This is a genomic window from Nostoc sp. DSM 114160 (assembly GCF_053470305.1).
In genome coordinates, this window is record NZ_JBPFGO010000001.1 from 2,190,377 (window position 1) to 2,217,278 (window position 26,902).

Sequence of the window (26,902 nt, forward strand, 5' to 3'; positions counted from 1 at the left end):
AGAGGAGAGGAGCTTTTGGGCTTTCTGCATAGATTCGGTGATTACAGCAGTTTTCATTATTTAGACCACAATTATGAGACCCTAACCCCCAGCCCCTTCCCTTGTAGGGAAGGGGAGAAAATCAAAACCTCTCTCCTATGAGGAGAGAGGTTTAGAGAGAGGTCTATTTGTGGTTCATTTACCTGAAAATCGCTGTAAAAGTAATTAGCCGGACTTGATATAACTTCCGGGATCGAATCCGATAGGACTTATTTGTTGTCGTAACTAGCGATCGCCACAATCGTAGATAAAGGAACTTCCGCAAAATACTGTTGCTGAAATTGTTCTTCTCGGACAGCAGCTAAAAATCGTGCAACTGCTTCGTCAGCTAGGTTTTCGGCACTATCGTTTGGATTCCAACTAATTTGTAAAGAACGGTCTTGTCGTTGAACTGTGAACCCTAAATATTTTAAAGCTTTGATGCCGACAAGTAAGGTTTGATCGCTGATGCCAATTTTCTCTAAAAGTTGTCTGCGGGTAACTACTTGGTTTGTGCGACTGAGATATTTAGCAATTCCGACAAGAGTCAGCCAAATTTGATTGGGTGGTTGATGGTTAGGTTTAGACCAAGCGATCGCTAATTGTTGCTGATTCTCAAGCCCAGACGTAGAGCGGCTGATCGCCAAACATCGCCGCAACCACATACGTAAATCATCCCAATTCGTGGGACAATCTTCAATAATTAGCCCTGTTAGCGGTAGCGGGGCGTTTAGCCCATGTTGAGTTGCTGAGTGTTCCTGATTCCGTAAGTCTAAGATGAGTGGTAAGTGCTGAGTGTTGAGTGCTGAGTTAGCAGAAGAACGCACGGCAATCAATCTGATTTCATAACGTTTTTTGAAGGTGTTGTAGTCTAATTCTGCTATGCAATCACACCTTCCTATAGGCAATTCATCTTTGTAGTGTCCCCACCATAAGCCAGGAAAAGCACTTCTGCTAGAATCATCCCGAATATCAAACTCAGCTTTAATGTACTGTACCTTTTTCCCTTGCCAATCCTGCTGATTGCGATGCCAAGAATTTTCAAACCAGCAGTTTTGAATTAGCAATTTCGGAACAGGATTACCCATTCCACAAGGTTCTAACAGTTTCAGTTCCAAAAATAACTCTTTCCCCAAGTCGGCTACCGTTACCGTCAAGTCTGCTTGTACAGTTGGCGTTAAAGTTGTACTACCTAAAGATTGGCGCAACTGCTGATTAATCGCCGCTGTAAATAAAGGAATGTTCTCCACTAACAAACTCAAACCAGCGGCAAAGGGATGTCCCCCAAAGCGATGTAACAAATGTGCTTGCTCTTTCACCAGTTGGTATAAATCGACAGAATTAACCGAACGAGCAGAACCACGAGCTAATACGAGTGCTGAGTTCTGAGTGCTGAGTTCTGAGTTAGAAGATAAAGAAGTAATTTCTCCCCCTGCTTCCCCTGCTCCCCCTGCTCCCTGCTCCCTGCTCCCTGCTCCCCTGCTCCCCTGCTCCCCTGCTTCCCCTGCTCCTTCCGTACTCAACAAAATTGTCGGGCGTCCTGTTTCTTGTGCTATCTGTCCCGCAACTAAACCCAATACACCCGCAGGCCATTGGGCATCTTCTAAGACAATGACGCTGGTGGTTGATAAATCTAATTGAGTAAGTTTTTGCGCCACTTGTGTTTGCACATCTTTTTGTAAAGATTTGCGGCGGGCGTTGGCGAGTTCTGTAACTTCGGCGAGTTCGTTACAACGTTTGACATCCCGACTAGTTAATAATTCCACGCAAAAACTGGCATCGCCTTGGATGCGACTAACGGCGTTAATTCTTGGCCCCAAACCAAAAGAAATATCTGTGGGGCGATCGCCACTTTTCTGACACAATTCTAATAATCGCCCCACCCCTGGACGCCGCCGCGCTGCTGCTGGCTGTTTAAAATCTTCTTGCAGTCGTTGAATTCCCATCTGTGCCAAGTAACGGCAATCTCCACTTAACTGCACTAAATCGGCAATTAATCCAACTGCAACTAAATCTAATAAATCTTCTAAGGGATATTTGGCAACATTAGGCAAGCTTTGATATAGCGCTTCTACCAACTTATAAGCTACCGCCACCCCAGAAAGATTAAATAACTGATGTTCTTTTGGAAAATAGCGGGGATTAATAATTGCTGCAACAGATGGGCGTTCGGCTGGTAAGGTGTGATGGTCTGTAACTATTACATCTATACCTAACTGTTTAGCATAGATAATTTCTTCAACATTTGTGCTACCTGTATCGCAAGTAACAATTAATTTGCAACCTTGTTTTGCTAAGTTATCAATTCCTTGATTATTAAGTCCGTGGGATTCTTTCAGACGATTGGGAATGTAGTAAACTAACTGAGTATTTTGAGCAAAAAACTGTCCTAATCCATCCCAAAGTACCGATGTAGCGGTAATCCCATCGGCATCGAAGTCTCCCCAAATGGCGATTTTTTCTTTAGTATTATATGCTTGTTGCAAGCATGCGATCGCCAGATACATTTCTTGCCCAAACTCAAAGGGACTTGCTGGTTGATAAACTTTATAGTTGATAAAAGCTGTTAATTGTTGACGATCTCTAATACCCCGTTGCCACAACAACTGCGCTGCATACAGTCCACTTGATGCAGGTGTATACTGTTTCACTGCTTGGATAAACCACTCTGGTGGTTGTTCAGTTGCTGTTATAGTCCACTGCTGTTGTTCTGGCATACAAACAAAGTTAGGATTTAGAAGTTAAAACTCTTCAATACAAGGATAATTTGTAAATCTGTGGAGTTGATTTTTATAAAAGTGAAGAAAGCTTCTAGGAATTGCTCAGAGAATTTGGTTATCAAACTGAAATTAAAGTACAATAATATCATCGAAAACGTAAAAGACTGAAATCAACCAAGCATAATTATTCTAGAATTATTTAACTTTGCTTACAATCATACAGTTTATTTTTACTTATTTAATTATTGTATAAATTTAAATTTAGTTAAGTAATATTTCATAATTTTGTTGTATAGCAATAGCAGATGTCTTTAGTAGAATCTTTATATCATTTTTATTTGCAACTTGTGAGTTAAATCACACTACTAACCTAAGCACCGAAATAAAATTCTATTTGTGCATAAAATATTACATATAAAATGATGGAATTACTTCAACTAATCTTAGTGCTAGGTACAGTAGTTGGTATTACAGACGGGAACACAATTTTAGTTAAAGATAATGCAGGACAAACAACTATAGTCAAGTTAGCGTGTATTAACGCACCAGAGGCAACTGACAAGCGCTATGGTTTAGCAGCAACACAAAAGTTAAAACAGCTATTACCACTTCAAACTCCTGTCGTAATTAGAAGTACAGAACAACTAAAAAATGGTCGTCCAGCCGGTGAAGTGTTTGTAGATAATCAGTCAGTAAATCTCCTTTTGGTAGAGTCAGGTAATGCCGTCGTTGACCAAGAATCTTTACAAAATTGCTATGAAACCAAAACCCAATTTTTAATTGCAGAAGCTAATGCTAAAAATAAGCATTTAGGTTTGTGGCAACAATCAAAATTGCAGTTGAAATTACATACCAAGTAAGCGTTGACATTATCAGTTCTAATAACTGAAGCAATTTTAGAAAAATACGATTCATAATGAGCAACAAAACCCTAATCTAGAGACGCGATTCCTCGCGTCTTGAAAAACCAATAATTAACACCAATAACCCTTAACTGAAATAGTATTGAATTTTCGGATTACTGTATTTATTTTATTGTTTGAGATTTTCCATATTTAATTTTTGTCAAGAAGTAATATCATCCCCCCTTGATTACTTATAAGACATGTTGCAAAAGTAAATTTTGCAACATATTGAGGAAAGGTTAAAGACTAAAGGGAAATTAATTCTATCCCTTTCCCCTTTAACCCTTCCCCTTTCCCCCATTTCTTGTTGCGTTTTTAATATCACCAATCAACTCATCAATTCTTGATTGAGTAGTGTTCCAAGAACACATAAAACGTACTCCTCCCACACCAATAAATGTATAAAACTGCCAGTTCTTGGCTTTTAAGCTGTGAATGACTTCTTCAGGTAATTTTACAAATACGGCGTTGGCTTCTCTAGGAAACATCAAGTCAACACCTTCTATATTTAATAGTTGATTTTCTAAGTATTCAGCACATTGATTGGCATGTCTAGCATTTTTTAGCCAAGCACCAGTTTCTAATAAACCCAACCAAGGAGCCGAAATAAATCGCATTTTTGAAGCTAGCTGGCCTGCTTGCTTGCATCGATAATCAAAATCTTCTGCTAGCGCTTTATTGAAGAAAAGAATGGCTTCACCTAATGCCATTCCATTCTTGGTACCACAAAAACACAATACATCCACCCCAGTTTTCCAAGTAATTTCAGCAGGACTTTTATTCATAGCGGCAACTGCATTGGCAAAACGAGCGCCATCCATGTGAAGTTTTAAGTTATATTTGTTTGCAACTTTTTTAATACTTAAAAGTTCTTCAATAGAATATAAAGTTCCTAATTCAGTTGATTGCGTAATGCTAATAACTTTAGGTTTGGGATAATGAATGTCAGTACGTCTGGTGACAATTGACTCTACAGACTCTGATGTTAATTTACCATTTTTACCATGAGCAAGTAATAATTTAGAGCCATTAGATGCAAATTCCGGTGCGCCACATTCATCTGTTTCTATATGAGATGTTTCATGGCAAATGACGCTATGATATGACTGGCAAAGAGCAGCTAAAGATAAAGAATTTGCGGCTGTACCGTTAAAGGTAAAAAATACTTCACAATCAATTTCAAAGAGTTCCCGAAAATAATCTGTTGCTTTTTGAGTCCATTCATCATTTCCATAAGCTGGAACACTACCTTGATTTGCCCTAATCATATATTCCAGAGCTTCAGGACAAATACCAGAAGAATTATCACTTGCAAACTGTTCTAATTGGCTACTCATAATTTCTATTTTGATTTTTAACAGTAATTGTTACAATTTTAGTAAATATTTTTTGAATTTGCCAAATCCCTTGGGGAGTAATGCTATTAATCTTTCCAGTTATTTAAGAATTATGCTAATACCAATTCTGCATGAAGATGCACATAATAAAATCCCCCTGTAGTCCCTCTAAGGCATCGGGGAGACGGCGTAGCCGGGGGGTAAATATATGCAGCTTTACAAAGAAACGGTATATAGTAATCCGGTTTGATTTCTGAAAAAAATCCGTACACTTATAATCCTCTTCTTCACTATTGCCTATTGCCTATTGCCTGTTCCCTGCCTCTACGAGTAATTTCAAAAATCAAATACTAGTCCTATAAGTACAATAACTTTGGATAGCAGGAAGCTATTTTTTATAACCATAGTTTATAATTAATGAAAAACAAGGTTTGTGACTGATATAAAAAATAGCGAGTCTGAACCTTTTTGTTTTCAAAACTTAAATTTGATTTTTCTATTTTGTATCAACCTGAATCGTTATAAAGTTAAGTAGGATATTAATAATATATAAATGACTTTGCTGATGTCTACAGAAAACTGAAATTTTATTTTCACATCACTGAGATGTTTAATTACTACGGTGTCTTCGTCAGCTTGGGGTTGAGGATATTTTGAGACGATAAACATCGCCAATAACTAAATATTATGCTAGAAAAATAAAGTTTGCTAATCAGAATGCTAATTATTTACTTATAATACAGTATACAATGTCCTACCAATCACCATGAAATCATTATTGGGCATATTTGTCCTTTGTTAGTTCTCAGTAGTCATTTGTTTATTTTCTACTGACTAATGACCAACGATCGATGACCAATACTTCGGCTGCGCCCTTCGACTACGCTTAGGACAAGCTCAGTACAAGTAACTAAATAACTAATGACTGAACCATTGATTGAACTGAAAGGTGTTTCTAAGTCCTTTGGTAGCCATAAAGTTCTAGATAATGTAGACTTGACTATTTATCGGGGAGAAGCACTGGGTATTATTGGGCCATCAGGGACTGGGAAATCAACTATCTTACGAGTAATAGCGGGGTTACTTAGTCCTGATGAAGGAGAAATTTATGTGCAAGGAGTGCGGCGAGAGGGTTTGATTGAGGATGGTGGCCAGCAGGTTGGCATTGGTATGGTGTTTCAGCAGGCGGCCCTATTTGATTCGCTGACAGTGGAGGAAAATGTGGGATTTTTACTTTATCAAAATTCAAAGCTGCCGCGATCGCGCATCCGAAATTTGGTAAACGAAAAATTGGAGATGGTAGGTTTGCCAGAAATAGGCGACCCTCTACCCAGCCGAACTTTCCGGGGGAATGCGCAAACGGGTAAGTTTTGCCCGTGCGATTATGTCTAACCCTGATAATCCCAATGAAGGGCCAGAAGTTCTACTATACGACGAACCAACTGCCGGACTCGATCCCATTGCCTCGACAGTCATCGAAGATTTAATCCGCCACTTGCAATGCTTACATGGAGTTTGTAGTACTTATGCTGTTGTTACCCACCAAGACAGCACTATCCGCCGTACATCTGATAGACTTATATTTCTCTATGAAGGTAAAGTGCAGTGGCAAGGTACAGTTAGTGAAATATACAACACCGAACATCCCTTGATCAGACAATTTATCAGTGGAAGTGTTCAAGGCCCGATTAAAGTCGCCGGCTAGAAACTTAAAAGTGAGGAGTGAAAAGTGAGGAGTTAAATTTAACTACTAATTCCTAATTCCTAACTCCTAACTCCTAATTGGTTATTGGTTGTTGGTGGAGGCAAAAAAATGCGAGGTCTTATGACAAGTCGCTTCGCGTCTGGGCGAACATTTAGAGAAGGTTCTGTGGGGTTATTACTCCTGCTAGGACTAGGGGTATTTGGATTACTCTTTCTGTGGTTAAATAGATTCACTGCTGCTGGCCGTTCATACAAAATTATTGTAGAATTTGCCAACGCTGGCGGAATGCAAAAGGGAGCAGCAGTTCGCTACCGTGGCGTTAAGGTAGGAACTATTTCTCAGGTTCGACCAGGGGCAAATGCCATCGATGTAGTGATTGAAATTGCCCAAACTGACTTAATTATCCCCCGTAATGTAGTGGTGGAAGCTAATCAAAGCGGATTAATTAGCGAAAGTATTATTGACATCACACCAAGAACAACCTTACCTCCTGGGGTTGCACTTGCTAAACCTCTAGATAAAAGTTGTGATAGTACTCTGATAGTCTGTAATGGCTCTCGCTTACAAGGTCAGGTTGGCATCAGTGTTGATGCCTTAATTCGCAGTTCCACTGACCTAGCTGCTGCATACAATAATCCAAAATTTTATAGAAATATCAATAGGGTTCTAGAAACTACCACAGGCGCAGCATCCAGTTTTACTGAGTTAAGTCAGGATTTACAAGGTTTAACCAAAAGCTTACAAGTACAACTTGCTACCTTTTCCGCTACGGCTAATTCAGTACAACGGGCAACAAACCAACTTAATGCATCTGCAAATCAAACAGTAAATAAATTTGGTGCAACTGCAACTCAAGCAAATCGATTGCTGAACAACCTGGATAATTTGGTGACAACAAATCGTTCGACTCTGGTTGGTGCGTTAAACAATATCACCGAAACCAGCAACCAATTGCGTGTTACAGTCAGTAGCTTATCACCATCAATCAATCGATTGACTCAAGGACAATTACTCAACAATTTAGAAGCGCTTTCAGCAAATGCAGCCCAAGCTTCAGCTAATTTACGTGATGCTTCTAAAAGCTTAAACGATCCAAAAAATGCGGTGTTGCTGCAACAAACTTTAGATTCAGCACGAGTAACCTTTGAAAATACCCAAAAAATTACATCTGATTTAGATGAATTGACAGGCGATCCTAATTTCCGTAAAAATCTGCGGCAATTGGTGAATGGTTTAAGTGGTTTAGTATCTTCTACACAACAGATGCAGCAACAAGTGCAAGTTGCCACTACTCTAGATTCGGTAAAAGCTGCTGTCAGCAAACCAAAGAATCTAATTCCTACCCCAGCACCAACCCAACAGGCGATTAATGACAAGTCGCTACCAATCTACAAAAATAATCCCTCAGCGGCTAATTTTGCAAGTACCGACACCGACGTTCAACCAACTCCTAGTCCGTCTATGCCGAACTCATCCCAAGAAAACCTTTTGAAGCAGCTGCGGGAGTACGGCAAGCAACGGGAGCAACTGGAGACACAGAAAGAGGCAATACAGCTTGACCCTTCGGCTACGCTCACTGCTGACCCTGAGCATAGCAGAAATGTTGAGAATTTTAAGTAAAATATTTTACTATCAGGTGAATGTATTGAAGCCAATCGACACCACTTGCTATAACGTTGAAAGGTGTCGATTATTTTCATAGTAGAGTTTTCAGCTTGCAAAACCTATTGCTTATTGATACAGCAGATTTAAAGTTAGTGAGCTACACAAGCTAAGTCTGTTACCCAGATATAAAGCGTATTTTACTCTAATACGCTTGGGTTAAGGGTTATTGGTGTAGATGATTGGTCTTTGAAGACGCGATAAATCGCGTCTCTACATCTGGGTTTTTTTGCTCATTCTGGAATGTATTGTGTTTTACTCCTGAATTCTGAATTCTGCTGTATCTTCCACAACTCAAATAAGTTTGCTCCCATTAATGACAGCAGCCGTTTTTAAGAGCGAATTAACATTGGGTCATAAATTTGAGACTCTTGAACCCCATAATTGCCCAGAATAGACCTAGCTATATCTTGCTCGCGCTCTGTGCCACTAACGATAAGTATGTAATTGCCTTGCTCTATTTGCTGATTATAAAAGCGTGCCCACTCATCTGCTATTCCTAACCTCATAGCGTCAAAGCGTTCACTTAAATTAATGCCTGTTGGCACAACCAATTGAGAAAAGTCTTTGCAAATTAAGGAAATCTGGTTTACTGAAAAACCTGCGATACACATATCCTTAATTGCTGCTTCAGCATTATCTATGCTATTAAAGCAACTAACACTATACTTAGACATCATCCCACTTTTATTAGGAATTGCAGTAGTAGAAGTCGTTGTGGTCAGAGAATTTGTAGTTTCATATTCACTGTTGAGATGCTCGTAAATACCAAACTCTTCAATACCCCAACGCTGTAGTATTTCTTGTACTTTAGCAATTTCAAAAGATGTACAATCCACGATTATTAAATAGTGTCCCTCCTCTACTCGCTCGTTATATGCTCTAGCTTGCTCTGACGACATTCCCCAACCAACTAATGCACCAGCAAAAGTCCCAGTGGCAGCACCAATACTTGCCCCAACAAGGGTTGTAACCAAAGCAGTTGCTGCCGCCCCAGCCAGCATTATTGGGCCAATTCCAGGGATTGCTAAAGTCCCAAGACCCCACTAATAAACCAGTTAACCCACCAACAGCGCCCCCTGAAAGCCCTCCTACTGTTGCACCTTCGTCAGCTTTATCACCAGTGTCCTCTTTAACTTCATTAGCGGCAATCTCATGATTGCGATCTGAATTTTGTACAAGTATAGATACTTTCTCCATTGCCAAGCCAGAAGCTCTCAACTCATGTATTGCCCGCTCTGCATCTATCCGATGAGTAAATACGCCTACAGCACGTTGATATTGACTTAAAACCATAATTACTCCTTGGTCGCAGGGGAAAGATTAATCACTGACAAAGTTGATTCTTCAGTACTTGTTATCTTAAATACGAGTTGGTTCAACTCAAAACTATCCTTAGTAATAAAATATATTCCTCGCTTATGAGGTAGGCAATAACACCCTCAACGGTGCAAGTCAAAAAATGAATACACCAAGATGGAAAACCTCTAACTGATGCGGAATTATTATTAGTGAGTGACACGGCATACGGTTCGGATAAGCATTTTTCACAATCGAGTGTGGTCTGGGGAATGGGTTTGAAGGTATTGGGGAAAAGATGTATTCAAAACCTTTCCCCTTTACCCTTTCACCTTTAACCGAACTGTATTGAGTGACACAGGATAGCCTCAACTACATATGTATGTCCAACGCAGACATAACTAGATTCCCTTGTGTTGATATTTTAAATTCTCACAGCTTGGTCGTGGAATGCAACTTACGTCTTTGAAATTTCGCTTCCATCCTGACTGTGGTGTTCTCTATAAGGAGTCCGGGAATTTTGTATGATTTGATGGGCAACCTATTTAACAAAACCTTCCTAAAGGCTGAGTGTCCTTTATTTAGAGTTTGTCCGTAGGCAGAAGAGATCGATATATACAAAAAGTAATATTTGTTTGTATAGCTAAAAGGCTTGTGTAGATTTCATCCTACCTAATTCAAGCTGTATTTTTTTATGAGTTTGGTAAGCAGTAATTATGCGTTGGCAAATAGGTCGTCGGAGTACAAATGTTGAAGATCGGCGTGGGATGAAGATTTCCGCTCCTGTCGTGGGTGGGGGCGTAGGAGTAGCACTCATATCGCTACTGGTTTTACTATTGGGTGGCGATCCTAGTGCCCTTTGGCAAGAAGATTCCCCACCAAGTGATAGCCCGGTAGCTGAGTCACCTCAAACAACAGGATCTCAAACTCAAGATCGAATGGCGGATTTTGTATCTGTTGTACTGGCTGATACAGAAGATACATGGAGTGAGTTGTTTCGGCAAGACGGAAAAACTTATGTAGAACCAAAGTTAGTTCTTTACTCAGGAGCGGTAGAGTCTGCTTGTGGATTTGCACGTTCAGCAGTTGGGCCGTTTTATTGTCCGCGCGATCGAAAAGTGTATATTGACTTGAGTTTTTACCGCGATTTAAAGACTAAATATCAAGCACCTGGAGATTTTGCTCAAGCATACGTGATTGCTCATGAAATTGGGCATCATGTCCAAAATTTACTGGGGATTTCGCAGCAAGTTAGAGGATTGCAGAACCAAGCGAGTCAGACACAAGCAAATCAGCTTTCTGTGCGATTAGAATTACAAGCAGACTGTTTTGCAGGCGTTTGGGCAAATCATGCTCAACGCTCGCGGCAAATTCTGGAAACAGGTGATATTGAAGAAGCATTGAATGCAGCTAGCAGTATTGGGGATGACCGCTTGCAAAAACAAGCTAAAGGTTATGCTGTGCCAGAATCTTTTACACATGGTAGTTCCGCCCAAAGGGTTCGTTGGTTTAAACAAGGTATCCAAACGGGCGATCCTCAGAAATGTAATACTTTTGCCAGGACAAATTCTTAGAGACTTCCAATTACAAAAATATTCCATCGCTTTGAAGGCAGGGGAGCAGGGGAGCAGGGGAGGCAAGGGAGACAAGGGGACAAGGAGCAGGGAGCAGGGAGCAGGGAGCAGGGAGCAGGGAGCAGGGAGCAGGGGGCAGGGGGAGAATAACTCTAACTCATTACTCATTACTCATTACTCATTACTCATTACTCATTACTCATTACTCATTACTCAGCACTCCTAACGCCCACTGCCCCATAACTAATTCCAATCCTGTTCCTCTTTCTTGCCACGGCTTTTGTAAATTCCACCCAAATCATGAATTTGACGAGTTTTCTCAAAAAGCTCGGCTTCGGTCAAACCCCACTGTTGCAAGACTTTATCTAGGTCTTTTTGAATGTCTCTCGCCCCTGGAAACCCTTGATAGCGCATTCGCAGCCTAGCCAATTCTGCTAAGTTATAGTCTGTTGCCTGTTGAGCGAGTAAAATATCAATAAGGGGGCGATCGCGGTTATAAAGTGGATGTTGTTGGTCTTTACCGGCTGTTGCTTCAGTCATTGTCAGTCCTGAGTTACAAGTTAGGAGTTAGGAGTTAAGAGTTATAAGTCAAGAGTGATGAGTCTTGGTTTTTAAGTTTAGCCGAGAGCAGAGGAGCAGAAAAGCCAAAAGAAAATAATCTTCTGCACGCAAAAGGGAATTGTAAAATTGATAACTCCTTAATTAATCATCACTCCTAACTCTTAACTCATTACTCCCAAGTTACATTAGACGGCAAGTACACCTGATGTCTTACGGCTCTCACCACTGCCACTTAACTTTAAATAAAGTTACATTAGTCCTTAAGAAAATACAAAAAACTTTAGATGAGGGTGAATTTTATCTCACCCAAAGTCCAAGCAGCGAGGAAGCAAGAACCCATTATGTTTGAACACTTCACTTCCGAAGCCATTAGAGTAATTATGCTAGCTCAGGAGGAAGCACGTCGCCTGGGACACAATTTTGTAGGAACTGAACAAATTCTCCTGGGTTTAATGGGAGAAGGAACTGGGGTTGCTGCTAAAGTGCTGGCCGAATTAGGCGTTACCCTCAAAGATGCACGTCGCGAGGTAGAAAAAATTATTGGTAGGGGTTCTGGCTTTGTACCACCAGAAATTCCTTTTACTCCTAAAGTAAAAAGCCTCTTCGAGCAATCGTTTAAAGAAGCTCATAGTTTGGGACAGAATTACATTAACACTGAACACTTACTCTTAGGATTAACCGAGGCGGGTGAAGGTGTTGCCGCCAAAGTACTGCAAAATCTAGGGGTTGACTTTAAAAGTGTCCGCAGTGCGATAGTTCGCCGTTTGGGTGATAATGCACCAGCTTTTGCTGGTAGTGGTAGTCAAAAGCGCACCCAACCGCTAACAATGGAAGAGTTTGGCAGAAATTTGACCAAATTAGCCCAAGAAGGCAAACTCGACCCTGTAGTTGGTCGCCAGAAAGAAATTGAGCGGGCGATCCAAATTCTCGGTCGCCGGACTAAGAATAACCCGGTGTTGATTGGAGAACCAGGAGTTGGTAAAACTGCGATCGCCGAAGGTCTAGCTCACCGGATTATCAACCAAGATGTTCCCGAAAGTTTGCAAGACAAGCAAGTTATCAGCCTCGATATGGGGTCATTGGTAGCTGGAACTCGCTTCCGTGGCGATTTTGAAGAACGCATCAAAAAAGTTGTGGAAGAAGTCCGCACTGTCGGCAATATCATCTTAGTGATTGACGAAATTCACACCTTGGTTGGCGCTGGTGGTACAGAAGGTGGCTTGGATGCAGCCAACATCCTCAAACCTGCCTTAGCACGAGGTGAACTCCAGTGCATCGGCGCAACTACCCTCGATGAGTATCGGAAGCATATTGAGCGCGATGCCGCCCTAGAGCGTCGTTTCCAACCGATTCAGGTTGGAGAACCATCGGTAGAGGAAACCGTACAAATTCTCTACGGCTTGCGCGGTGCTTACGAACAGCACCACAAAGTCACAATTTTGGATTCAGCACTTGTAGCCGCCGCAGAATTATCAGACCGCTATATTAGCGATCGCTTCTTGCCAGATAAGGCAATAGACTTGATTGATGAAGCTGGTTCTCGCGTTCGTTTGCGGAACTCCCAAAGTTCTCCCAATAAAGAACTTAAGCGCGAACTCGCAGGTATCACCAAAGAAAAAGAAGCAGCAGTCAGAGTCCAAGATTTTGACAAAGCGACACAACTGCGCGACCAAGAGTTAAAACTCGCAGAACAACTGCAAGCAACCTTTACACAAAACGAGCAACCTGTCAACTCGACTGTAGTTGACGAAGAAGACATCGCCCAAATCGTTGCTTCTTGGACAGGCGTACCAGTCAACAAGCTGACTGAATCTGAGTCAGAGTTGCTTTTACATCTAGAAGACACTCTGCATCAGCGACTTATCGGACAAGAGCAAGCAGTCACGGCTGTAGCTCGCGGTATCCGTCGCGCCCGCGTTGGTTTGAAAAATCCCAATCGTCCGATTGCGAGCTTTATCTTCTCCGGCCCCACTGGCGTTGGTAAAACAGAGTTGGCGAAGGCACTAGCTGCCTACTTCTTCGGTGCGGAAGACTCAATGATTCGGCTAGATATGTCCGAATACATGGAAAGTCACACCGTCGCCAAGCTGATTGGTTCGCCTCCTGGTTATGTCGGATACGACGAAGGCGGACAACTTACAGAAGCCGTGCGACGCAAACCCTACACAGTGCTGCTATTCGACGAAATCGAAAAAGCACACCCCGATGTATTCAATATGCTGCTGCAACTCTTGGATGACGGTCATCTTACCGATGCCAAAGGTCGGAAAGTGGACTTCAAGAATACGCTGATCATTTTGACTTCTAACATCGGTTCTAAGGTGATTGAAAAAGGCGGTAGTGGCTTAGGCTTTGACTTCGACACTCAAGCCGACGCTAGTTATAACCGGATTCGCACCTTGGTAAATGAAGAATTGAAAGCTTACTTCCGTCCTGAGTTCCTTAACCGTCTTGATGAGATTATCGTCTTCACCCAGCTTTCCAAAGATGAAGTTAAGCAAATCGCCGAAATTATGCTTCGCGATGTTGCTAGCCGCTTGACAGAAAAGGGAATTATCCTAGAAGTTAGCGATCGCTTCAAAGAGCTTGTGGTACAAGAAGGTTATAACCCCAGCTACGGTGCTAGGCCATTACGTCGGGCAATTATGCGCCTCTTAGAAGATTCTCTCGCCGAAGCAATGCTGTCTGGTGAAATTACAGATGGAGACACAGCCCTGATTGATGTTGATGATGACTCTCAAGTGAGAGTACGAAAATCAGAAAAACGAGAATTGCTCTTGGCAAATGTTGGCTAATTTTATACCCGATCGCTTTTTACTGTAATATTTGAGAAACAGTCCAGCCTCTTGCGTAGAGCAGAGGCATAAACAGGGTCATCTCAGACAAACATCAAGTGAAATGGTATTATTTCTCACCCCTAGTAGAAATGCTAGGGGTTTTTTTATGCGATTTATAAGGGACTTCCAACTAAAAAAACGTGAGTTCGACAGACCTCTCCCGGACAGCCTCTCTCGCCTAAAAGGAGAGGGAGGAGTAACGAGTAAGGAGGGTTTTTGCTCCCCTCTCCTAGTAGGAGAGGGGCTGGGGGAGAGGTCAAAATCGCACTCGTCGAACTCACGTTAAAAAAATATCCGATCTTGGTGTAGGCAGGGGGGCAGAGAGCAGGAGGGTCACTGACGACTGAGCGACTTGCCTTGAGTTTCGACTGCGCGGTAATCGAGCGAAGTCGAGATTCAACTACCGCGAAGTCGAAAGGAGCCGAAGTCTAAAATCTAAAATCCAAAATGGTATTACGGTCTTTTTATAGTTTTCTCCGTTGATTTATGGCTCCTGACTCCTGCCCAAACAGTAAGTGGCTGCCCAACTTGCTTATACAGTAAGCTTTCCATAATTACACCATTATTGTTAGCGGTGAGAGTTTTATTCGGCTGACGCATAGACTCATAAAAGCCGTTGTACCAGCCTTCTTGAGACTTCAGATTGCCTTGAACGAAATCAAATAACTGACTAGTATAAGCAGTGTTATAAAGCACATGCCAGCCGATCGCAGCTTTGGCACTGAGGAATCGCAAATTGTTGTGCTGTTCTCTGGTATCCGCGATGGTTGCCCAAGGTTGTCCGTTGACAAATAAGCTGCTGTAAACAAAGTATGGCGCGCGATCTAAGTTGTCTTCGGTGACGGCGGTTAATTGTTTTGTCGCTTCATAACGCGCGGCTTGGGCAGCTAAAATCCGATCGGCATAAGCTTTAGGCAAAGCTTGAAACCCAGTTTCAATACCATCTAAGATATAGGGTTCGCTAAGAACGTAATTATTGGCTCCAGAGTTTTTATAGTCCCGTTTGTCGTAAGGAATTCCTTGTCCATAAAGATCGACAAAGGCAGTATTGGACTGATAATCTAAAGCTTTATTAACATTCAAACCCCAAAGCTTCAAACCATAAGCAGCATAATTCTCATAGCCCAAGCGACCTTCTTGATTGTATTGTTCTTTGCCTTTGATGACAGCAGTACCAAACATTTGACCGTTTGCGGTCAGACGCTTGACTTGCCAGTGTTTCCAAACTGCTGCTGTTTCTAGTCGCATTTCTGGATACTTTGCCTCGACAATCTTCAGCCAGATTGCCATTCTTCCTAAATCGATGGCTGACCAGCCAATTTCTTCCTGTTTATCTAGTTGACCATAATTAACAGGTACGAGAGTTTTCGCATTGTAAACTTTGTTGGGTAGTTCTCCTTTATATAAAGGCATTGACGCCAGTGTATTCAACATTTTGCTCATTTTGGCTTCAAATTCAGCCGCAGGCACGATGTTGAGTTCTCTAGCACTGACTAAAGCGGCGATCGCTGCTGTCTGATCCCACATACTTATGGAGGCAAAGCCATCAACAGAATTGATCAAGCCGGTTTCATCGTTCCAGTTGCGTTGGAAGTATGACCAAGCAATACGTGCCGTTGTCATTTCTTCTGGGGTCAGTTTTCCAACTCCAGGAGCAACGTATGGAATTATGGCTACTGTTAATTGATTCTTAGGAATGGGTTGACCTGGCAAAACTACGGATTGAGCATCAAGGCTGGCAACTGTTTCAGCATCTTTGACACCAAAGACAGGGGGTTGGGGTTTCTCTGGTTGTAAAGCAATTGGGGATGTTGATATTTCAGCTTTTTTTATAGAAGTATTGGAAAGTTGCTTAGACCAACCATTTAAAAGTGCGATCGCGATCGCAGCGGTAACGACTCCTCCTACAGTAGCTAGTATGGACAAGCTCTTAGGTGGTGGTTGAAAGTCAGAACTCATACTGATTAAAGCCTTATGTTGTAAGTCAGGGTTATTTGCGTAGTTTCACCAAATACATTCTTCCCAACTTTCAAATCTAACTAACACCCAGAAGTCCACCTGACTACTACAATAAAATAGTCACGCACCCGATCTCTGGAGTTCTAGCAGTGGGCTTATTTGATGATTTGAGTCGGTTTTTAGAAAACCGTTTAGAAGAATTCTTGCGTAATAATCCACATTTGGAGTTAGAGGCGCTGCTAGAACAGCTGCGTGAGCAAGAAGAAGACACATTAAGGCTAATCGCAGATTTAAAATTACAAGAGAAGCGATCGCAAGAAGAAATTCTCTCCACCGCGCAAGAAATTCAGCGTTGGCATATCCGTATTCAAAAAGCCAAAAACGCCAATAGAGAGGATTTGGCGGCTGCGGCTCTTGAGCGAGAAGCAGCCCTGTTGCGCGAAGGAAATCAGCGCTGGGGACACATGCAAGGGCTGAAAGAACGCATTAACCAATCTCAGGAATTACTGAAAAAAATTCAGCAACGGCGACAGGAAGTGCAAGCTAAAGCCACCGAAGCACAAACAGCCCGTGCTAAAGCGCAAACCCAGCAGCGTTCGGAAACCATTGGCTGGTCAAATCAAACTAGCAATTTTTCTAGTAGTTTTGATGACTTAGAAGAAAAGTTCCGTAGCTGGGAAACTCAGGATGAGTTAGAGCAAATGAAGCGGAATATGAAGAAGTAGCGCCTATTGGCTCAATACTTTTCGGGTTTTGGGGGAAAGGGGAAAGGGAAAGGGTTTGAATTTACCTTTTCCCCTTTGCCCTTTAACCTTTTCCCAGACCAAAAGAGAGATTGTTAGGCTTATCCGAAAAGTATTGCCTATTGGCTAAAATACGCCGAAATAGCAAATGCGTTCGCCGAAATAACAAATGAGTACTCCGAAATAGCAAATGCGTACTCCGAAATAGCAAATGCGTTCGCCGAAATAGCAAATGCGTACTCCGAAATAGCAAATGAGTACTCCGAAATAGCAAATGAGTACTCCGAAATAGCAAATGCGTACTCCGAAATAGCAAATGGGTACTCCGAAATAGCAAATGGGTACTCCGAAATGGCAAATGGGTACTCCGAAATAGCAAATGAGTACGCCGAAATAGCAAATGAGTACGAGGACTAAACTAAATTTCTTGTTTAGTCCTCTTTTAGAGGACTTTAGCTATCAGCCCAGAACTAAAGTTCTGGGCGGGATATTTGCTCAGTGTGGGACTTTCACTTGAACAGAAATATTGGCTAGACCTTGGTCTGCTACTTTGCATTAGCTTGGCAACATTTTACTAGAGGTTGTTTAGCGAAATTCTCTAAATCTATGGATTTAAGCAAATTCATCCACTCCACCGCTAGAGTTGGATCTTCAGGTTTGCTAAGACGTAATTCAGCCAAAGTAGTCAAAGCATCGTACCAAATACCATTTTCGGCATAAAGGTTTACCCGTTGCTGAGGAGTTGCTTGCTTCAAGCTATCTACTAATTGAGGATTTGGATTGACTCGTTGCACCCATCCTTCCACATACTCTCGTTCTGGAGGTTGTTGGGGATTGCAAATGATTTTTATCTTAAAAAACCAGTGATACATCTTGTCTACTTGCAATGGGGAAGTATTTGCATTTAAGGGAATGCTAACAATTCCTGGTACTTCTGGTATTGTTACCATTGTTCGGTAAAGAGTTTGACTTGATTTACCTGACTCATCTTTGACAACAAACTCAATAGAATCAATTAGAGATTTTTGATAGGGGACAAAAAACCAAAAAGTTGGATATTCCTCATTCGTCAAACCCCAAACTTTAGTAACAGAAATAGCTTCTGTTTGCCCTTGATTTAATGTCTGTTTGTATATAGGTACAAGTGCAACTACAGACTGATTTCCAACACCACAACCGCGACTTGCAGCCCCGCCGCGATCGCCTGCTGCACCCCTGTCTGGAGGAGGCGGAGGAGGCGAAAATTTCTGAGGAGTGACCGCCGCAACTGGTGTCATCCAAATCATTGGAGAATAGCCGATAATTCCCCACAAAGTCATTCCCACTGCCGCGATTAATTGCATTTGCCAATAGCTTTTCATAAAACCTCCTAACACTTGCTTGCTGAACGGCGATTTTCATGCTTAGAGAATGTTTGAAAAGGGTTGTATAACATATTAAATTCTGACATTACCCCCCCAACCCCCCTTATAAAGGGAGGCTTTAAGAGATTATTTTCCCCCCCTTTCCAAGGGGGGGGGTTAGGGGGGGTATTAGATACTTTGGGTAACAAATATAGCTTTCCAAACATCCTCTTACAATTGGCGTTATTATTAATTTTTAAATTTCATGTTTAAGTAAGTTGTAGATATTAAACTATTTACTACTAAAGCCAACATAGCAGGAATTAGCGGAACCCAACAACTATATACAATTAAAAATATAAAACAGCTAACGTATAAACTAATAATGGCTATTCCTCCTGCCAAGCTTAAGTAAATGAATCGGTGCAGATAAGCAGTAAATAAACCGCCTAAAAAAGACCAACCCCAAACCCAAATTACCTCACCCCAAAGCGGCCAAGTCCACAACAGAGGTTGTCCGTCCAAAGCAGCCCTGAGCAGTTGACTGACCATCTGGGCTTGTAAAAATACTCCTGGTATTGCGTGTAATTTTCCTTGAGGAGTGATGTAGGGAGTTAACCAGTAATCACCAAAAGTTTCTGCTGTTGTGCCAATAATGACTATTTTGCCTTTGACTGCATTGGCATTTAGCTTACCCCTTAACACTTGTTGTAAGGTCATACTTGGTGCGATCGCTTCTGGTGAAGGAGAAGAACGATAATTTAAGAAAATTTGGTGTCCAAAAGCATCAACTCCTTGATAACCTCCGGTATGAGTTTCTATTGGTTTAAATGTCACCTTCCCTAATTGCCATGCGCCATCAGGGGTAAATTGCAACCGAATTCCTTTTGTATACAGGTAACGCAGCGCCAGTTGAACATTCAAGGCATAGGGCGCAGTACAAGGAGATGAGGGTGCAGGAGTTAACGCTAACAGCTGGCGACGCACAACATTATCTGAATCGATGGCAATATCGCTAAAACCGAGATTATGTGAAGAAACTTCTGGGGGTGGTTTTACACCTGGTTTTCCGGCTTGATAATCGCTGAGTTGACACACCCCGACAAAGCGATCGCTTTTTCGCATCCTTGTTGCCAATGCTGGATAATCCTTATTCACTGGATAATCTCGGTATATATCCAAACCAATAACTTGGGGTTGATATGCCTCTAATTTTTCTAACAGTTTGGCAAGTGATTTATCTGACAACGAACCTTGAGGTTTTTCTGGTTTTTGCGCCTGGACATCTTCTTCAGTTACAGTGACAATCAGTAGGCGTGAGTCTGGTTTTTCAGCAGGGCGCAAGCGTATCAGTTGGTCAAATGCACTTAACTCTAATGTTTGCAGCACGCCCAAATACCTTACCCCGATTAATATTCCAGTGACTACCATGCTCGTTAGTAATATTAATGAGAAGCCAAGCCGATTTGTGGTTCTTCTAACAGGCGTGGTTTGAGACAAAGATACCGGAAGATTGGGTGGATTTCTAAACAATTCCCGCCAATTCAACGGCGTCTCAGCCGGATTTTGAAAGATGACAGGTAACCATGTCGCACAGGGAAATTGGTTTTCTAGTCCCTGTAACCTTTCTCGTGCTTCCCTGACGGCTAAATACAACGAGCCTCCCCGCGCAAAGGCTTCTAAAAAATACTTTAAAAACTGTTGCGCTACGCGATCGGGTACAGGCTCTCGCATCACGATAATTTGGGGAATATGTAAATCTGCAAACTCCCATGCCAATCCTAAGCCATCACAGGAATTGAAAATCGCTAGTTTTAGACCTCGCTCTACTGCCTTTTTTAAGGCATACTTTAACTGGCTAATTGTGAGACTTTCAGTTTGATTGATGTAGATTTTTCCGGTTTGATTCGTTTCCTGAGTGAAACTATGTCCGGCGAAAAATAGAATCTGCCAATTCTGCTCCCATAGCTGGTCGGTCAAGTCAAGACATTGTGGTTCAACTAAAAAAGTGATATCTGTATTGGGTAACAAATTAAGCAGCGCTTGGTCTGCTTTGGTATCAATACCTTGACTGTTACCCAAAATCGCTAAGATTTTTACTTTGTCGGATGTAGTTGCTATGCGGTTAAGGTTGACTTGTTCGTAGGCAGGAGCGCTCAGGGCGATTTCCGCTTGGGGATAGCGTTCTAGCAAATCCCAAAGATGCCAGGGAAATTTCTGTAATCGCAGGTCTTTGGTTTGTAAAAGCATCCGAATATTATCCGCAAGCATGAGTTTTTCTAACAATTTCTCGCGGATGGAACGAAAGGAATCGGAAGCAAGCCAAGCATTAAAACTGACTTTAAATTCCTCACTCACCTGCTGACAGTATTCGAGGCTGGGGGCTTGGTTAAGTTCTTTAGCTAAACCAATCGGACGAGATGGCAGCCTTAAATTACGATAAATAGATTGCCAACGATGATAATCGCGAAGAATTTCCGGGTTGGGGGGAAGCTCACCTGTGATTTCCACAGTCGGGCGGACATTTTCATCGCCAATCTGTAGAGTTACGGTAAACCCTTGTTCAAAGTTTCCCTCCCCTAACTTTAAGATGATTAACTTGTCCACAGCTAGTTCTCCCTAGATGTTGAGTACACCCGTAGGGGCAAGGCATTGACCATTGGTGTCAACTTAAGCTTAAACGCTTGTTGCAGATACGCTTTACCCCACCCTAGCCCTCCCCTTGTAAAGGGGAGGGAACTGGATTTCCGGCTTCCCCCCTTTACAAGCGATGCCCTGAGCTTGTCGAAGGGGGGGGATTGAGGGGGGTAATTCGACTTGTGTGTACACCGTAGCCCCAAGGCATCGAGGAGGGGCAGTTTTGGCTTTAGACAAAACCGAGGTGGGGTGACGCTGTGAGTAACCATAAGCGAATGAACTCAATATCACGTCTTGACAAAGGTTTCAGGTTAAATTGACACCTATGGGCACTATCGTGCCCTTACACCCTGCTATATATCTTGGTTGCTAAATGAATTGCCTACTGTGTGTAGTTAAATTCAGTGTAAGAGCAAATAATACAAGCTAAACATGAATATTTTTGAAGGTAAAACTTAAAACCGCAAAATCTCTCGGTCATAATCTTCAGGAGTGGGTTCTATTTCCCAAACCAATCCTTCTCCTAGTTCCAAAATTACTTCCAAATACAACATATCTACAGCAGTTGTTGCCGTATCTTGATTATTTTCAAAAGCTTGTAAATCTTCCGTTAGTAATCGGAGTTTAAATCCAGCCGGAATTTGACTATCAACAGTTGTACTTCGCAATTCAAAACGCCAAACATAATCCTCAGAAGCGCTTTTAGGGAAAATGCGTAACTCGTATGTTTGCTCTGCAACTTTTATTTGCCGAGACAAGCCGAGAACTGGTTCTGCACTCCGCATTCCGGCAGGTACCACAACGAATTCTCTTTTTTCCCATCCCCACTGTTGAGCTAAATTGGCTACTCCTGTCTGTAACCATTGCGGAATCGATCGCTGTATGAGTAAACCCTGACGCAGTTCATACAACTTTTTTCGCCAACCGCTATGTGCCAAGAGCGCACCCCAGAGTGAAAATGGAACTGCTAAACGTGGGAATTTGACATTGCGATCGCCCAATCTTTCTAAAAGGTTTTCCGCCTGGGTTTTGCCAATAGATTCTATTGGTGCAATCTCAGCACGTAAGGCTTCTGAGCGATCGAGTTGGCGTGTAACCCACAGCACATTAATATCTGGAATTAAATCTTCACTTTCCAAGCTGTAAGTGCGATCGCCAGCATCATAAACCCCTTTTTTTTTCAGAATTTGATGGGTTGTATAACCACAAATTTTTATCCAACCATCATCAGGATTAACTTGTACTGCTATGTAATAATCAGCAACCCACTCTGGTATATCTACCCATTCTTGGGGTACGCGTAACTCATCGTCATCTATTGCCAAAGTGGGAATTAATACCAGGCGATCGCGATCGAAAGTAATAGCTGTGCCATTGACTACTTCCCAAAAACTCGGCAATGTCGCACTGTTAGGATAAACCTTGGCGCCGGGAGCAATTTCCTCTTTGAACCAAGGCAAAAATGCTTGCAAGCATTTTTGATTTATCCACCCACGTTGACAAGCACCAGCTGTTGAGTATGGTTGTTCTTGCACTTCTGGAGATTGGGTAATTTCCAAGTATAAATGCTGTGAGTCAATGGTGAATGGGGCAGGTGGGTTCAACATAAATTATTTTAGAATGGCTTCATATAAAGACCATGTTAGGGAGAGGGGAGGCATTGTGGGGTAAAGGGAAAAGGGTAAAGGGTAAAGGGTAAAGGTATAGAATTTTCCCTTACTCAGTAACCTTTAACATCCACCCCAACATCTTGGCAGGCATTGTGGGGACAAGGGTAAAGGGTAAAGGGTAAAGGGTAAAGGTATAGAATTTTTCCTTACTCAGTAACCTTTAACATCCACCCCAACATCTTGGCAAAAGTTACTTTTGCAAGATGTCTACTGAATCTGGGTATGGCTATATTGGACTTTCAGCCATTCCTCTAAACTTGTGTTTATGGCATCTACTACGTCGGATTTAGGGGAAATATGCAAGGTGTTTTGACTCCATTGTGTGAGAGTCAGGAGCAATGACTTTTTAATGCTGCTCAGGCGACGAGAAACAGTATATTGCTTCATTTCTAGCTGGGCAGCAATTTCTTGTTGAGTCAGTTGTTGAACGTAGTAAGCTTGTAGTACTTTTTGGGACTCAGCATCGAGTGCAGCGATCGCTTTGTGCAAAACTTGGTTTAACTGAGCTTGCTGCGATCGCATATTCACAGCTTCTTCCTGCTCAATAATTTCCGTTAGTAAAGATGTTTGCAAATCTACAGGCAGTATATCTAATAAATTACCCTCATCTTCTTTGAGGGGAGCGTCTGCGGAAACAAATTTAGGATAGAGTAAATTACGGGCAGCTTTAGCAGCAGATAATACCCAGGTTTCTATGGTTTGTTGATTGACGGCGGCAGAGGGCGAACTCAATCGGCCCAAACGTTCTGCATTATAAAGATGACTAATAGCCTCCCAAGTCTGAGCATCTGGTTTGGCCAACTGACGAATTTTTGTATTGTCACCTGTGTAGAGTTCCTTAAAGCATTCCCAGGCTAAAACATAACTCTCGATGCTTTCAGCGTTAAATCCGGCATTTTCTAATGACTGCACTAGTCGTTTGCGGCTGAGTTTGTGCAATAATGCCCAGTCTGAGCAAATGTCTGCTTCCCGTTGTAAGCGCACTGCATCTTTGATAATCGATTCAAAAGTTAATTGTGCGTAAGCTTTTAAATGCGAACTGTATTGAGGGTTGAAAGTTTTGAGGATTTTGTTAATATGAGCGATCGCCATCTGAAAACAATCGGCTACAGACGATTGCGTGGGAAAGTTGAGGGCGAATTTTCTAGCAGTCCCCAATAGCACACCTCTTGTAAATAAGCAGAAATATGTGCAAGTGCCACAGCACTAGATTCAGTCTGCCAAACTCTATACCAGTAAAGCGCCCAAAAGGTATCTGATTTCTCAGTTGACGACTCCTCCAGGCAAAATTTCATACTACGTCGCAGTTTGGCATCTGTTGCCCAACCACTAAATTGATCTAGATCGAATTGCACAAACGTAGAAAAGATTTCAATAATGCCCTGTCGGGGTTGCATGGAATACTTGCCGTTGTTTGAAACATAGCTGATTACAATTATACAGCCATAGGTACAAAAGCTAATTCCTTGCTGCGTAAGGATTTTACAGATTTTTCAAAAAATTTTTCATCCAAGTGCATAAAAACTAAAAGTCATCGTAGAGAGTGATATGCAGAGAAATTCATTTAAAAAGATGCTTTCTTTGGGGACTAGCGGAATCATTGAATAAGTTCGTTAAAGACAGAACAAAATTTCGATAGTTACAGCCGCAAATTTATTCCCCAAATATGCAACTTCTTAAAAGTTACCTAATTATCTCTGCATCATCTAATTAACAAAGAGAGAAAAACCATGTTAACTAATCAAAGCTGCCTAGAATCTTTTGGTTTAATTGAAGAACTTGACGAACAAGCTGCTGAAACAATTAGTGGCGGTTACGAAGTTTTTGAAGTTAAAAACAAAACGGGATACAATATTCCCTACACCGTCGATGGTACAACAACAGGCGATCCATCACCTGGCTCCGATCGTATATGGACTGCTTACAGTGGAGGAATCATTGAATTTGACTCTGACGGTCGAAGTGGCTACGAGCAATACAAAAAATACAATTTGGCCGATGGAGGAGTGTATGAATTTCAAGACAACCTAAGTACTCCTGGCAATCCATATGATATCGAACTCTATCGGGTAGACTAATCTGCAATTCTCAAGTAGATTTACTGATTTGAATTTTCGAGGTTAGAGTTAAGGGACTGACAAATAATAAAATATCCCAATATTTCTTGTAGGATGGGCGTCTCGCCCGTCCTGCGAACTGGGCGCTCATGTTGCCATTGGTGTCAACTTAACATCAAACCGAACGTCCGCCAGGGATTAAAATCCCTGTCTGATAGCAAAAGTCCTCACTCAGAGGACTGAAGATTACAGTCCATTTTAATGGATTTGGGTTATTAGACCGCCGTTTTAACGTGGGCGGACGCACAACTCAAAAATCTGGGCTAAAAAGCTGAATACAATATAACGTCGGGGCAAGTGCCCCGATTTTTCCATGCATAAGGATTTGCCAGATTTTTCAAAATAGTTCTGCTGCAAGTGCATAAAAACTCAAAGTATTCGTAAAGAGTAATATGCAAAGAGATTGAGCTAATAAATACCACAAAAAAATGCTTTTTTTTGGTTAATTGCTAAATCATTGGATAATTTCGTCAAACACATACTGATTTGAATTTCTGAGGTTAGTTATTTATCAAGGAACACAAATTTATGACCTCAACTACAACTTATACTTACGATGCCAATGGCGATGTAATCTCTAACAATATAGATACCAACAGTGATGGAACAAAAATACCTTCGCCAAAAAAAGAGAAAGTTAAAAAACTCGGTTTTGGATTATCAACACTTGTAGCTCTGTCAGTGATTCCGATTTCAGTTGTAACCATGCCGTTAGTGCTAAACCAGCCAGCGCAAGCTCTATGTATTGCCTCTCCAGACTTCAATGGAATTTGGCATTCGGATGACGGAGGCACTTATTACGTTAGGCAAATTGGCAATGAAATTTGGTGGCTGGGAATGAGCGCTGATGACGGAAGAACCTGGACTAATGTATACAAAGGAACAAGAATTGGCGATACGGTTATCGGGCAATGGGCTGATGTCCCCCTAGAGGTGGAATCCGCTCTGGAGGAATTCTTAATTTGAGTGTTCCACCAGGCTGGAACGGAAGTGTCCCAGAATTTAGCAGAAACTATGTTACTGGGGGTTTTGGCGGCTCTAAGTGGTTCCAATCTTGCAATGACGTAATCCTCAACCCTATTTAGCCAATTTTCGATCGCAGTGCATAAAGACTAAAAGTAATCGTAGAGAGTGATATGCAGAGAAGTTCATTTAAAAAGATGCTTTCTTTGGAGACTAGCGGAATCATTGAATAAGTTTGTCAAAAACAGAACAAAATTTCGATGATTACAGCCGCAATTTCATCCCACAAATATGCAACTTTTTAAAAGCTACTTAATTATCTCTATACGATCTAATTAACAAGGTAGGCTAATCTGCAATTCTTAAGTGTATTTAGTAAATTACAATCAAGGATAAAAACCATGTCAAAAATCATTTCTACTAACGCTGCTGTTGTTGCTCAAGAACAACTTTTCACTAACCTAACACCAGAAGAAGCGTCTGTCATTGAAGGAGGATATAACCTCTATGTAAGTAGTATAGTTTGTCTGAAAGATGGTGCAGATACTTTTAGCCAAGATGACGTTTATGCTAACGTCACTGTTGACGAGATAACCAGTAAACTCAATGTAGGTGGTATGAGTGCAGGAGATGGTAAAAATCTCGGTTGGGAATTTACCTTCTTTGAAAATGCAGAAATCAGCTTTTTCGATAGTGATTGGCCGGACTCTGACGACGCTCTAGGCGGTTTTTCCGTCTCCGGTCCAACAAACGGCATACAAAGAACTACTATAAGTGGGGGCGGTTCTAGGTACAGAGTATCTTACTCAGTCAGTTGAAAAGGTTACAAACCGACCTGAGTAGTACCATTTT

General features: G+C 41.8%; 20 protein-coding genes and 1 pseudogene. 9 read left to right on the forward strand and 12 right to left on the reverse strand.

The genetic code is table 11. The annotated features are described in order from the left end of the window. Positions 1-248: 248 nt before the first annotated feature. Positions 249-2,735, reverse strand: a complete 2,487-nt coding sequence (locus tag NSTCB13_RS09890) for a single-stranded-DNA-specific exonuclease RecJ (protein ID WP_448272165.1) — start codon at positions 2,733-2,735, stop codon at positions 249-251. Between the two features lie 422 nt (positions 2,736-3,157). Between NSTCB13_RS09890 and NSTCB13_RS09895 the strand changes: the two genes are divergently transcribed. Then, positions 3,158-3,598, forward strand: a complete 441-nt coding sequence (locus NSTCB13_RS09895; protein ID WP_448269562.1) for a thermonuclease family protein — start codon at positions 3,158-3,160, stop codon at positions 3,596-3,598. 323 nt (positions 3,599-3,921) lie between these two features. Here the strand turns inward: NSTCB13_RS09895 and NSTCB13_RS09900 are convergent, their stop codons facing one another. Together NSTCB13_RS09900 and NSTCB13_RS09905 are read right to left on the reverse strand one after the other, a co-directional pair. Continuing rightward, positions 3,922-4,980 carry a threonine aldolase family protein gene (locus NSTCB13_RS09900; RefSeq protein ID WP_448272167.1) on the reverse strand — a complete coding sequence of 353 codons (1,059 nt, stop codon included), beginning with the start codon at positions 4,978-4,980 and terminating at the stop codon, positions 3,922-3,924. 519 nt (positions 4,981-5,499) lie between these two features. Then, entirely contained in the window at positions 5,500-5,649 is a 150-nt protein-coding gene (locus NSTCB13_RS09905) for a hypothetical protein (protein WP_448272168.1), read from the reverse strand. Between the two features lie 252 nt (positions 5,650-5,901). On the opposite strand from NSTCB13_RS09905, the pseudogene NSTCB13_RS09910 reads away from it, so the two are divergent. Continuing rightward, positions 5,902-6,685, forward strand: a pseudogene (locus tag NSTCB13_RS09910) (ABC transporter ATP-binding protein). A gap of 108 nt (positions 6,686-6,793) precedes the next feature. Beyond that, a complete protein-coding gene (locus tag NSTCB13_RS09915; RefSeq protein WP_448272170.1) occupies positions 6,794-8,305 on the forward strand; it encodes an MlaD family protein in 1,512 nt (503 codons plus the stop codon). Between the two features lie 374 nt (positions 8,306-8,679). Here the strand turns inward: NSTCB13_RS09915 and NSTCB13_RS09920 are convergent, their stop codons facing one another. Together NSTCB13_RS09920 and NSTCB13_RS09925 are read right to left on the reverse strand one after the other, a co-directional pair. Then, positions 8,680-9,324: a hypothetical protein gene (locus tag NSTCB13_RS09920; protein WP_448272172.1), complete on the reverse strand. Its 645-nt coding sequence runs from the start codon at positions 9,322-9,324 to the stop codon at positions 8,680-8,682. Then, positions 9,230-9,643, reverse strand: coding sequence for a hypothetical protein (locus NSTCB13_RS09925; protein ID WP_448272174.1), 414 nt, complete (start codon positions 9,641-9,643; stop codon positions 9,230-9,232). Before NSTCB13_RS09925 ends, NSTCB13_RS09920 begins: the two co-directional genes overlap by 95 nt. A 719-nt stretch (positions 9,644-10,362) precedes the next feature. Here NSTCB13_RS09925 and ypfJ point away from each other — a divergent pair. Continuing rightward, the gene (gene ypfJ, locus NSTCB13_RS09930) at positions 10,363-11,220 is read left to right on the forward strand and encodes a KPN_02809 family neutral zinc metallopeptidase (RefSeq protein ID WP_448272176.1); all 858 of its coding nucleotides are present in this window, start codon (positions 10,363-10,365) and stop codon (positions 11,218-11,220) included. A gap of 243 nt (positions 11,221-11,463) precedes the next feature. Here ypfJ and NSTCB13_RS09935 read toward each other — a convergent pair whose 3' ends face one another. Next, positions 11,464-11,760 carry a DUF3288 family protein gene (locus NSTCB13_RS09935; RefSeq protein ID WP_445629415.1) on the reverse strand — a complete coding sequence of 99 codons (297 nt, stop codon included), beginning with the start codon at positions 11,758-11,760 and terminating at the stop codon, positions 11,464-11,466. A gap of 362 nt (positions 11,761-12,122) precedes the next feature. Between NSTCB13_RS09935 and NSTCB13_RS09940 the strand changes: the two genes are divergently transcribed. Continuing rightward, entirely contained in the window at positions 12,123-14,576 is a 2,454-nt protein-coding gene (locus tag NSTCB13_RS09940; RefSeq protein ID WP_448272177.1) for an ATP-dependent Clp protease ATP-binding subunit, read from the forward strand. A gap of 495 nt (positions 14,577-15,071) precedes the next feature. On the opposite strand, the gene NSTCB13_RS09945 is transcribed toward NSTCB13_RS09940, so the two are convergent. Further along, entirely contained in the window at positions 15,072-16,577 is a 1,506-nt protein-coding gene (locus NSTCB13_RS09945) for a DUF3131 domain-containing protein (protein ID WP_448272179.1), read from the reverse strand. Between the two features lie 149 nt (positions 16,578-16,726). Between NSTCB13_RS09945 and NSTCB13_RS09950 the strand changes: the two genes are divergently transcribed. Next, positions 16,727-17,302, forward strand: a complete 576-nt coding sequence (locus NSTCB13_RS09950; RefSeq protein WP_448272181.1) for a TIGR04376 family protein — start codon at positions 16,727-16,729, stop codon at positions 17,300-17,302. 563 nt (positions 17,303-17,865) lie between these two features. On the opposite strand, the gene NSTCB13_RS09955 is transcribed toward NSTCB13_RS09950, so the two are convergent. The 5 genes from NSTCB13_RS09955 to NSTCB13_RS09975 all read right to left on the reverse strand — a co-directional run bounded on the left by NSTCB13_RS09955 (position 17,866) and on the right by NSTCB13_RS09975 (position 24,367). Then, positions 17,866-18,681 carry a DUF928 domain-containing protein gene (locus NSTCB13_RS09955; protein ID WP_448272183.1) on the reverse strand — a complete coding sequence of 272 codons (816 nt, stop codon included), beginning with the start codon at positions 18,679-18,681 and terminating at the stop codon, positions 17,866-17,868. A 231-nt stretch (positions 18,682-18,912) separates the two neighbouring features. Next, positions 18,913-21,270, reverse strand: coding sequence for a CHASE2 domain-containing protein (locus tag NSTCB13_RS09960; RefSeq protein WP_448272185.1), 2,358 nt, complete (start codon positions 21,268-21,270; stop codon positions 18,913-18,915). Positions 21,271-21,755: 485 nt separating this feature from the next. Further along, complete coding sequence (locus NSTCB13_RS09965) at positions 21,756-22,907, reverse strand: DUF1822 family protein (RefSeq protein WP_448272187.1); 1,152 nt, start codon at positions 22,905-22,907, stop codon at positions 21,756-21,758. 270 nt (positions 22,908-23,177) lie between these two features. Next, complete coding sequence (locus tag NSTCB13_RS09970; RefSeq protein ID WP_448272189.1) at positions 23,178-24,128, reverse strand: sigma-70 family RNA polymerase sigma factor; 951 nt, start codon at positions 24,126-24,128, stop codon at positions 23,178-23,180. Beyond that, a complete protein-coding gene (locus NSTCB13_RS09975) occupies positions 24,077-24,367 on the reverse strand; it encodes a hypothetical protein (protein WP_448272191.1) in 291 nt (96 codons plus the stop codon). Before NSTCB13_RS09975 ends, NSTCB13_RS09970 begins: the two co-directional genes overlap by 52 nt. Positions 24,368-24,700: 333 nt before the next feature. Here NSTCB13_RS09975 and NSTCB13_RS09980 point away from each other — a divergent pair, with 333 nt between their 5' ends. The 3 genes from NSTCB13_RS09980 to NSTCB13_RS09990 all read left to right on the forward strand — a co-directional run bounded on the left by NSTCB13_RS09980 (position 24,701) and on the right by NSTCB13_RS09990 (position 26,868). Continuing rightward, positions 24,701-25,048, forward strand: a complete 348-nt coding sequence (locus NSTCB13_RS09980) for a hypothetical protein (RefSeq protein ID WP_445629422.1) — start codon at positions 24,701-24,703, stop codon at positions 25,046-25,048. Positions 25,049-25,615: 567 nt separating this feature from the next. Next, the gene (locus tag NSTCB13_RS09985) at positions 25,616-26,053 is read left to right on the forward strand and encodes a hypothetical protein (protein ID WP_448272192.1); all 438 of its coding nucleotides are present in this window, start codon (positions 25,616-25,618) and stop codon (positions 26,051-26,053) included. Between the two features lie 398 nt (positions 26,054-26,451). Then, on the forward strand, positions 26,452-26,868 hold the full coding sequence (locus NSTCB13_RS09990) for a hypothetical protein (RefSeq protein ID WP_448269589.1): 417 nt from the start codon (positions 26,452-26,454) through the stop codon (positions 26,866-26,868). The last annotated feature ends 34 nt before the right edge of the window (positions 26,869-26,902 follow it).